Origin of the sequence: Vibrio sp. Isolate22, assembly GCF_022398115.1 — a bacterium.
Classification (GTDB): domain Bacteria; phylum Pseudomonadota; class Gammaproteobacteria; order Enterobacterales; family Vibrionaceae; genus Vibrio.
The window spans coordinates 1-7,813 of record NZ_JAKEUW010000102.1; the positions used below are offsets into that span (position 1 = coordinate 1).

Consider the following 7,813-nt stretch of genomic DNA (forward strand, 5'->3'; position numbering starts at 1 on the left):
GAGGTATGGTGGGCACAAGTGCAAGAAAGTGAGGTATGGTGGGCACAAGTGCAAGAAAGTGGAATTAAGCCATTGAAAGAGTTCGCACGAAAACTGAGGCCTTATCTTCACGGTATTATTGGATCGGCAAGTTATCCGCTCAACACCTGCACATTGGAAGGGATAAACAACAAAATAAAGTTAATCAAGCGAATGGGGTATGGGTATCGAGATACAGACTACTTCTTCTTGAAGATAAAAGCGGCTTTCCCCGGAAAGCCGCGATGAACCTTTTTTATTACCTCAAAACTTAAACAGCCCTAAGTTCTTACGACCAGTCACCACCAACCCACGTTTCCTGATTTAGTCTATTTAGACAACAACATCACAGCTCAGGTTTATCAAAAGCCGTTTCAAACATAGTTACAGACGCTACATGAGACCATTCATGCTGTGAGCCTTGCTCTTTTATATGCTTTTTCCAACTCAAAAATCATCGACTTATTCCCAAAAGACGACAAAACACGAATAATTGTAAATTTATTGTAAAAAACTTCTTTGACGTCATTCGTTTTATGTATAGGGTTATCAATAAGACGTGGTAAGCCGAATATCATAGTCTTAATGGTGCACGTGCCGAAAGGATATCCATATAAAACGTGATTAATAGTTATATTTATTTCGCATTTCGACTTGGCTACAGAGCATTTTGTCGCTACCGAAGAGATAACTAAGCTATTGAAATATAAACAAACACAACAGAAACAAACATAATTTAATAAAAAGACAGGGAAAACCATGAAAAACATAAGAGAATTATTTTTTGGGTTTATATTATTGTTTAGTTCCAGTGCATTTGCAGAAGAAGGATCATTTAATCAAGCTATTAGCAATTTGAGTCAAAGTGTTGATGGATTTTTCAACGAATACACAGGATGGTTCGTTGGATTAATATTTAAAAGTGTACCGGTAGGTGAAGCTAATTTCCCTATCATTGTTGGCTGGCTATTACTCGCAGCTATGGTCTTCACAGTTTATTTTGGTTTCGTTCAATTTAAACGTGTCGGTATGGCTATCGATATCATTAAAGGTAAGTACACCGACCCTAAATCGAAAGAAGATGGTGAGGTTTCTCACTTTCAAGCACTTACCACTGCTTTGTCAGGAACCGTGGGCCTAGGTAATATTGCCGGCGTTGGTGCAGCCCTTGCGATCGGTGGTCCAGGTGCAACATTCTGGATGATTTTGTGTGGTCTTCTAGGGATGGCTTCTAAATTCTGTGAGTGTACTTTAGGCGTTAAATACCGAACTATCTTGCCGTCAGGTGTTGTTTCGGGTGGTCCTATGTACTACCTCAGCCAAGGCCTTAGTGAAAGAGGTTTAGGCGGACTGGGTAAAGTACTGGCTATCGGTTTCGCACTCATGTGTATCTTAGGTTCACTGGGTGGCGGTAACATGTTCCAAGCTAACCAAGCTCATGCAATGCTAACGTATGCCTTTGATATCCCAAGTGAGTACGGTGTTATCACTGGTCTTGTACTAGCTGCTCTTGTTTTCTCTGTGATTGTTGGTGGTATGCCTTCTATCGCATCAGTAACGGAAAAAGTAGTTCCTTGGATGGCTGCACTATATATCGGTATGGCTGTAGTTGTTATCGGTTCTAACCTAGATCAAGTTGGTCCTGCATTCAGCGCAATCTTTACAGGTGCATTCACTGGTGAAGGTGTCGTTGGTGGCTTCATTGGTGCGTTAATTCAAGGTTTGAAACGTGCTACCTTCTCGAACGAAGCGGGTGTTGGTTCTGCGGCTATTGCTCACTCAGCAGTTAAAACAAAAGAGCCAATCACTGAAGGCCTAGTGTCACTGCTAGAACCGTTCGTTGATACAGTAATCATTTGTACTATGACTGCATTGGTTATCACTATCGCTGGCTTGAACACAGGTCCATTCGATGGTTCAGGTTTAACAGGTGTAACTCTAACTGCGGCATCGTTCACTGAAACTGCAGGTTTCTTCAAATACACATTAGCACTAGCCGTTATCATGTTTGCATTTTCTACTATGATTTCTTGGTCGTACTACGGTCTTAAAGCATGGACTTACCTATTCGGTGAAGGAAAGGCTACGGAACTGGTTTTCAAAGTGATGTTCTGTGTGTTCGTTGTAATTGGCGCAACAATCCAATTTGGTGCGGTAATCGACTTCTCTGATGCAGCTATCTTTGCAATGTCTATCTTTAACATCCTAGGTCTTTACTTCTTGATGCCTGTTGTTAAGAAAGAACTGCAATCATTCGTTGCTCGTGTGAAATCAGGTGAAATCAAAACCTACGAAAAGTAATCACTCGCTAATTAACACTGTTCTAAAAACTTTGGTAATACCCTTTGCTTGAGAAAGCGAGAACAGGACAATAGCTTAATAAAAATCCCTACCAGCTTTGCTTGTAGGGATTTTTTGTACCTAAATTTTCCTGTTCACGCTGCTCAGGATCTTGGCATACTTGTATACGTTCAACCGCCTCTTCCACATCAACCATATCTCGTTGCGCTAATGACGAGTTACAGTCATCAAAGCAATAAGCTACGGTGCAATTCTCACACTGATATTCATTCATGGTCTATCCCTCCCCATCGTAATGACCTGACCAAAGAACAACAGGCCGCGTGTTCATCCTAGAACAGAACCACTATGAGGCTGACAATGTCTATAAATATGCGTGCAAAGTCACCAAATACTCAACTAGTCACATAAAACTGTTAACTATGAAGCACCAATCACAAATGGCGGAGAGGTAGATGCAAGTATTCTTAGTAGAGAGACACATTCTTCTCACCACCTAGCACCAACAAAAAACACCCACACCATTTGCATGATGTGGGTGTTTAAAATTAAAGAGTGATAACTTAGTGTTTAACCTACAAACCCATCTCTTCAGTTAGGGCTTTGATTTGCTCAAGATCCATGGTGTGAACCTCAATCATTTGTCTGATGTCGCTGAGACGAGAATTTGCGTTATCTTGCTTCTCACAAGCGTCAGACTTCGCGTCCCAAGACGTACCATCTAAGAAAACATCACACGCTTTCTTCAATGATCCTAGGTTCTGCTCAATGGTATCCCTTTCTTTCTCAAGCTTTTCTAGCTCTTGAGAAATCTGTAATTCTTTGCGGAAAAGCTCGCGAGAACGCTCAAACAAAGTCGACTGCATATCTGCCTGACGGTTTAGCTTCTGGTTATCTTGCTCTGTTTTATCTAATGTCTGTTTCTGCTCGTTTAACTGCTGCTCTAGTGAGTAATTTGCTTTCTCTAACACGGCAGATTGCTTAGCAAGATCTTGAAGTTCTTTTTGATGCGCTTCTGCTTGCTCGGCCAAAGCCGCTTCAACCTTAGCATCAATTTCAGTATCAACTTCCGCCACTTTCGCTTCAACAGAAGACACCAACTGTGTTTTGCTTTCACTCAATTCTTGATAACGAGCTTCGAGTACCTGATAAGTGGATTCCCACTTCGAAGCTGTCACTGTAGAACCAATCAAGCCACCAAGAGCCAAACTAATAACGGCAGCGATACCGATATAGAGCTGACTGCGCTTATCGCGTTCTTCAATAACAACCACTTCATCTTGTTCGCTTTGTCCAGGTTGCTGGTTCACTAGCGGGTACTCCCAAAAATATGTTAAACGTTACGCGGTCACTGGATGGTTAAGTTATATCAAACAGTGCTAACGAGTTAATTCCGAAATCATTAGGCTGGCAGTATACAAAAGGAAGCTACTAACGATAACTATCACCACCCATTTTTGTACTTTTTCGTTTGTCCTATAACGAAACAGTACAAATGCCAACGCCAATAAAAAAACAATCGCTATTAGTCGAGTCATAACTCCTCCTTGTTTCTCTATTTTATACCATTTAAATAAGCAAGTTACGTCAGAGTCGCGTTGTTTGATCATTTAGTTGAACAACATTTGTTCAAACAGATATTTTGTAGCTGACATCACAATTTATATGATCTAGGATACGCCTACAGATTACCTGATCAGTCAGGTAATTGTTCCAATGAAGACTGCAGGAGAGTGGTTTTTAACTAAATATTAACATTTAGTTAGATTGACCCGCCGAAGAAGTAAATCTTTCAGGTGCTTTATGCTGGAGAAATCCGGAAAAGTGAGGACTGTCGTTGGAGGAACCTCTGGAGAGAACCGTTCAATCGGTCGCCGAAGGAGCAAGCTTAGTGCCCATCACTTATCTAACAGTGATTCGCTAAGTGAAACTCTCAGGCAAAAGGACAGAGGAGTGGAAAGCAACAAGCCTTAATTAACAAAAGAATTCTATCTAGAAATCCGTATGTATTAAGTGGTGCTACCGATCCCTGCGATCTGCACTGCCTTCCCTCTTCTCCTTAAATTTTTAATTTATTAAGGGGAATCTATGAACCACCTACAAGCTACACTACAAACCATCAACCAATTCGTTTGGGGACCACCACTGCTTATTCTGCTAGTGGGTACAGGTATCTACTTTACTTTTCGCTTAGGCTTACTCCAGTTTAGACACCTCCCAACCGCGATAAAAGTGGTGTTCAGCAAAGACAAGTCCGGTACGGGTGACGTATCAAGTTTTGCCGCTTTGTGTACCGCGCTTTCAGCAACTATTGGTACAGGTAACATTGTTGGTGTAGCGACCGCGATCAAGATTGGCGGCCCCGGTGCCCTATTTTGGATGTGGCTTGCCGCGTTATTTGGCATGGCGACTAAATACGCTGAATGTCTACTAGCCGTAAAATACCGCAGAACCGATAGCAATGGTGAGATGGTTGGGGGCCCAATGTACTACCTGCAATACGGAGTGGGCTCAAAAATCTTGGCGGTAATGTTCGCTGTATTCGCTTTAGGCGTAGCCTGTTTTGGTATTGGTACCTTTCCACAAGTAAATGCGATTTTAGATGCTACAGAAATCTCATTTGGTGCTTCACGCGAAATGTCAGCGGTCGTACTAACAGTGTTAGTGGCAGTTGTTACACTTGGTGGTATTCAATCTATCGCTAAAGTGGCTGGAAAAGTCGTTCCAACTATGGCGGTTATGTACATCGTCGCATGTTTAAGCGTTCTGGTTTCCAATGCAGATCAACTGCTGAATGCCGTTACTCTTGTTGTTACCTCTGCGTTCACCAATACCGCTGCAACCGGTGGCTTCTTTGGTGCGAGTATCATGCTGGCAATCCAATCAGGCATTGCTCGTGGTGTGTTCTCTAACGAATCTGGTTTAGGTAGTGCACCCATGGCTGCGGCGGCTGCAAAAACAGATTCATGTGTGAAGCAAGGTCTTGTCTCTATGACAGGTACTTTCTTCGACACCATCATCATTTGTACGATGACAGGTTTGGCGCTTATCTTAACCGGCGCTTGGCAGACTGACCTTTCTGGTGCTGCAATGACCACTCATGCATTTGCTGTTGGTCTGAATGCAGACACGCTTGGCCCTATGCTGGTTTCTGTTGGTCTAATCTTCTTTGCGTTTACTACGATTTTAGGTTGGAACTACTACGGCGAGCGCTGTGTTGTTTTCTTGCTGGGTACTAAAGCTGTCCTACCTTACAAGATCATCTTCATTGCGTTGGTGGCTTCTGGTGCATTCTTGAAGCTCGACATGATCTGGATAATGGCAGACATCGTGAACGGCCTGATGGCAATTCCAAACCTAATCGGCCTTATCTTGCTACGCCACGTGGTTATCGAAGAAACAAAGCTGTTCTTCAAACCTTTAACGTCTTCAAACGATTGTGAAGCTGTAAAAGCATAATCAGAATTGATTGAACACAAGCCCGCATTCAAATGCGGGCTTTTTTATATCCATTCGATACTTAAACTGACTAAATTATTACTATCGTATACCCACAAAATAAAATAAGATTTTAATTAGACCACTGTTCTAATTAATTTATAGGTAAAGATTAACCCAAAACTCTCTAATTAAAAGCTCACTAATAAAACCAACACTTAATTAGATGTTAATTATATTTAACAGATTATGACTAAATGGCAGAGTTTCTTTCATAAAAAAATAAGGAACGCTTTTGTTTTAACCACTCAAAAACACACCAGAATAAAACATGTGACTTTAATTCATATAATAGTCAGTTTATAGTCATCTAAATTGTTGAGAGAATTATAATAAAAATAAAACGTTGGCTATATGATCAGATTCGACCCGATTAAAAACCGTATTTATAACGATGAACGTTCTATTAAAATAGGATATCGTGAGACTCGCGTTTTAGAGTTATTACTTAAAAACTCGCCCGAGATTGTGAACAAGCAAGATATTATTAGTTTCGCATGGGGAAGCGAGTTCATTGGGGATACGTCACTGGCGAAGTGTATCAGCTTACTTCGCCAAGGATTCGTTAAGCTTGGCATCAGAGAAACACCCATCGTCACGGTGCCAAAGGTCGGTTACCGACTTATTGATGAATGCGTCTTTATTGACTCGCAACCACAAAGCGAAGTCACGATTCCCCTCACACCGGTGAGCGAGCAAGTCCCGCTCGGTCAACGTGATATTGCAACCTCTATTACGAGCAACGATACACCCGAATCCAAATTGACTTCACTTGCCTACTCTCAAGTTAACTTATACAAAAACAGGCTGTGTTACTTCATAACGGGTTGTTTGCTTCTGTCTTCGGCACTATTGGCTTTCGCTAAGGTTCACGATAAAAGCCTTGGTGATATCACTCCCTTTAACCGACTTAATGAACAGTGGGTTGGGCAGGTACAAGTTTTTCAGGAAACAGAGATGTCCCTGAGCCCAGAACTCGAGGCTATTCTCTACAAATATCAATGCGATTGTGTGGCCTACATCAGCGATGAACCCGGCTATTCAGAACTCTCCATGCTCAACAAGACAACACGTCAGTCCATCAATATCTTTTACACAGCCACGCAATTAGATCGAGCCAGTCAAGAGATAGAATTATTCCTAAAGAGAGGCCAATTATGATACCATTTGTAGCTCTGTTTTCCTCGCTAGCGTTATTGATTGGCATATGGAGTATCCCTTCTCCTCCTCCCCAAGAAGAGCACCGTTATCAACATAGCGTGGTAGATCTTGTGTTAGATGGAAATGTGTTACGAACCGATGGGCTCACCAAAATAAGTGATAACAAGGTTCTGCATCTTATGTCCGTCCAAGATGACAATATGCCCGACCCGATTGTTCTTCGATTTAGAGGAGAAGCTGGTCCTTCTCAATCCCTATTCTTTTCAATAGCTGGCACTATCGACTTAGTCTCCGTGCAAAAAATAAATAAAACCATGAATGACAACTTATTGTCGCCCTACCTACTTATCAACAATGACCCTTTAACATTGAAGGTTGATATATTAAGTTCAAATGATTTATTTGCCATCATTCGAACATGTAATACAGGAAGAACACAACTTTTGGCTAAACGATAATTTACCTCCGTTTGGCCACCAGCTGAATTTACTTCGTTTTAATTAACACCGTTCTGAATATTACACATAAAAAACGGATGGTTATATTTATTACTGCATCAATAAACATCTCTTGTTTCTGAGCATTCAATTAATCAAATGTTTAAAACACTGGATTAAATTGGCTTTGTTGCGTAATTCAATGGAACTAAATCCAGAACCTACGATCTGAGCAGCTACCTCCACTCTCTCTCGTAGTCCTATGCCTAAGCCTCGTTACAAAACAACCAACTGGAAGCAATACAACCAATCACTCATTAACCGTGGTTCTCTGACCTTTTGGATTGATGAAGAAGCAATAAGCGGGTGGGCGCAAAGCAAACAGAATAAGCGCGGGA

The 7,813-nt window shown here is 41.5% G+C and carries 7 protein-coding genes, 1 pseudogene and 1 riboswitch; of the genes and pseudogenes, 6 read left to right on the forward strand and 2 right to left on the reverse strand.

Features of this window, described 5'->3' with window-relative positions; genetic code table 11:
• The coding region (locus L1D55_RS26315) for a transposase (RefSeq protein ID WP_239919425.1) at window positions 1–267 on the forward strand (267 nt) is incomplete at its 5' end.
• A 510-nt stretch (window positions 268–777) separates the two neighbouring features.
• Entirely contained in the window at window positions 778–2,319 is a 1,542-nt protein-coding gene (locus L1D55_RS26320; RefSeq protein ID WP_105024814.1) for an alanine/glycine:cation symporter family protein, read from the forward strand.
• An 88-nt stretch (window positions 2,320–2,407) separates the two neighbouring features.
• Here the strand turns inward: L1D55_RS26320 and L1D55_RS26325 are convergent, their stop codons facing one another.
• Complete coding sequence (locus L1D55_RS26325) at window positions 2,408–2,593, reverse strand: hypothetical protein (protein ID WP_128160319.1); 186 nt, start codon at window positions 2,591–2,593, stop codon at window positions 2,408–2,410.
• A gap of 301 nt (window positions 2,594–2,894) precedes the next feature.
• The gene (locus tag L1D55_RS26330) at window positions 2,895–3,629 is read right to left on the reverse strand and encodes a chromosome partitioning protein ParA (RefSeq protein WP_239919426.1); all 735 of its coding nucleotides are present in this window, start codon (window positions 3,627–3,629) and stop codon (window positions 2,895–2,897) included.
• Window positions 3,630–4,158: 529 nt separating this feature from the next.
• Window positions 4,159–4,278: riboswitch (glycine riboswitch) on the forward strand.
• 129 nt (window positions 4,279–4,407) lie between these two features.
• Here L1D55_RS26330 and L1D55_RS26335 point away from each other — a divergent pair.
• From L1D55_RS26335 to L1D55_RS26350, 4 genes and pseudogenes are all read left to right on the forward strand, one after another.
• Window positions 4,408–5,778, forward strand: coding sequence for a sodium:alanine symporter family protein (locus L1D55_RS26335; protein ID WP_239919427.1), 1,371 nt, complete (start codon window positions 4,408–4,410; stop codon window positions 5,776–5,778).
• Window positions 5,779–6,171: 393 nt separating this feature from the next.
• Window positions 6,172–6,978 carry a winged helix-turn-helix domain-containing protein gene (locus L1D55_RS26340; RefSeq protein WP_239919428.1) on the forward strand — a complete coding sequence of 269 codons (807 nt, stop codon included), beginning with the start codon at window positions 6,172–6,174 and terminating at the stop codon, window positions 6,976–6,978.
• The gene (locus tag L1D55_RS26345) at window positions 6,975–7,436 is read left to right on the forward strand and encodes a hypothetical protein (RefSeq protein WP_239919429.1); all 462 of its coding nucleotides are present in this window, start codon (window positions 6,975–6,977) and stop codon (window positions 7,434–7,436) included. The genes L1D55_RS26340 and L1D55_RS26345 overlap by 4 nt, the downstream gene beginning before the upstream one ends.
• A gap of 241 nt (window positions 7,437–7,677) precedes the next feature.
• Window positions 7,678–7,813 (forward strand): annotated as a pseudogene (locus L1D55_RS26350) (IS5/IS1182 family transposase); the annotation flags it as partial.

Coding starts and splice junctions, on each gene's coding strand:
- L1D55_RS26320 (WP_105024814.1), top strand. CDS start 778: ATGAAAAACATAAGAGAATTATTTTTTGGGTTTATATTATTGTTTAGT.
- L1D55_RS26325 (WP_128160319.1), bottom strand. CDS start 2,593: ATGAATGAATATCAGTGTGAGAATTGCACCGTAGCTTATTGCTTTGAT.
- L1D55_RS26335 (WP_239919427.1), top strand. CDS start 4,408: ATGAACCACCTACAAGCTACACTACAAACCATCAACCAATTCGTTTGG.
- L1D55_RS26340 (WP_239919428.1), top strand. CDS start 6,172: ATGATCAGATTCGACCCGATTAAAAACCGTATTTATAACGATGAACGT.
- L1D55_RS26345 (WP_239919429.1), top strand. CDS start 6,975: ATGATACCATTTGTAGCTCTGTTTTCCTCGCTAGCGTTATTGATTGGC.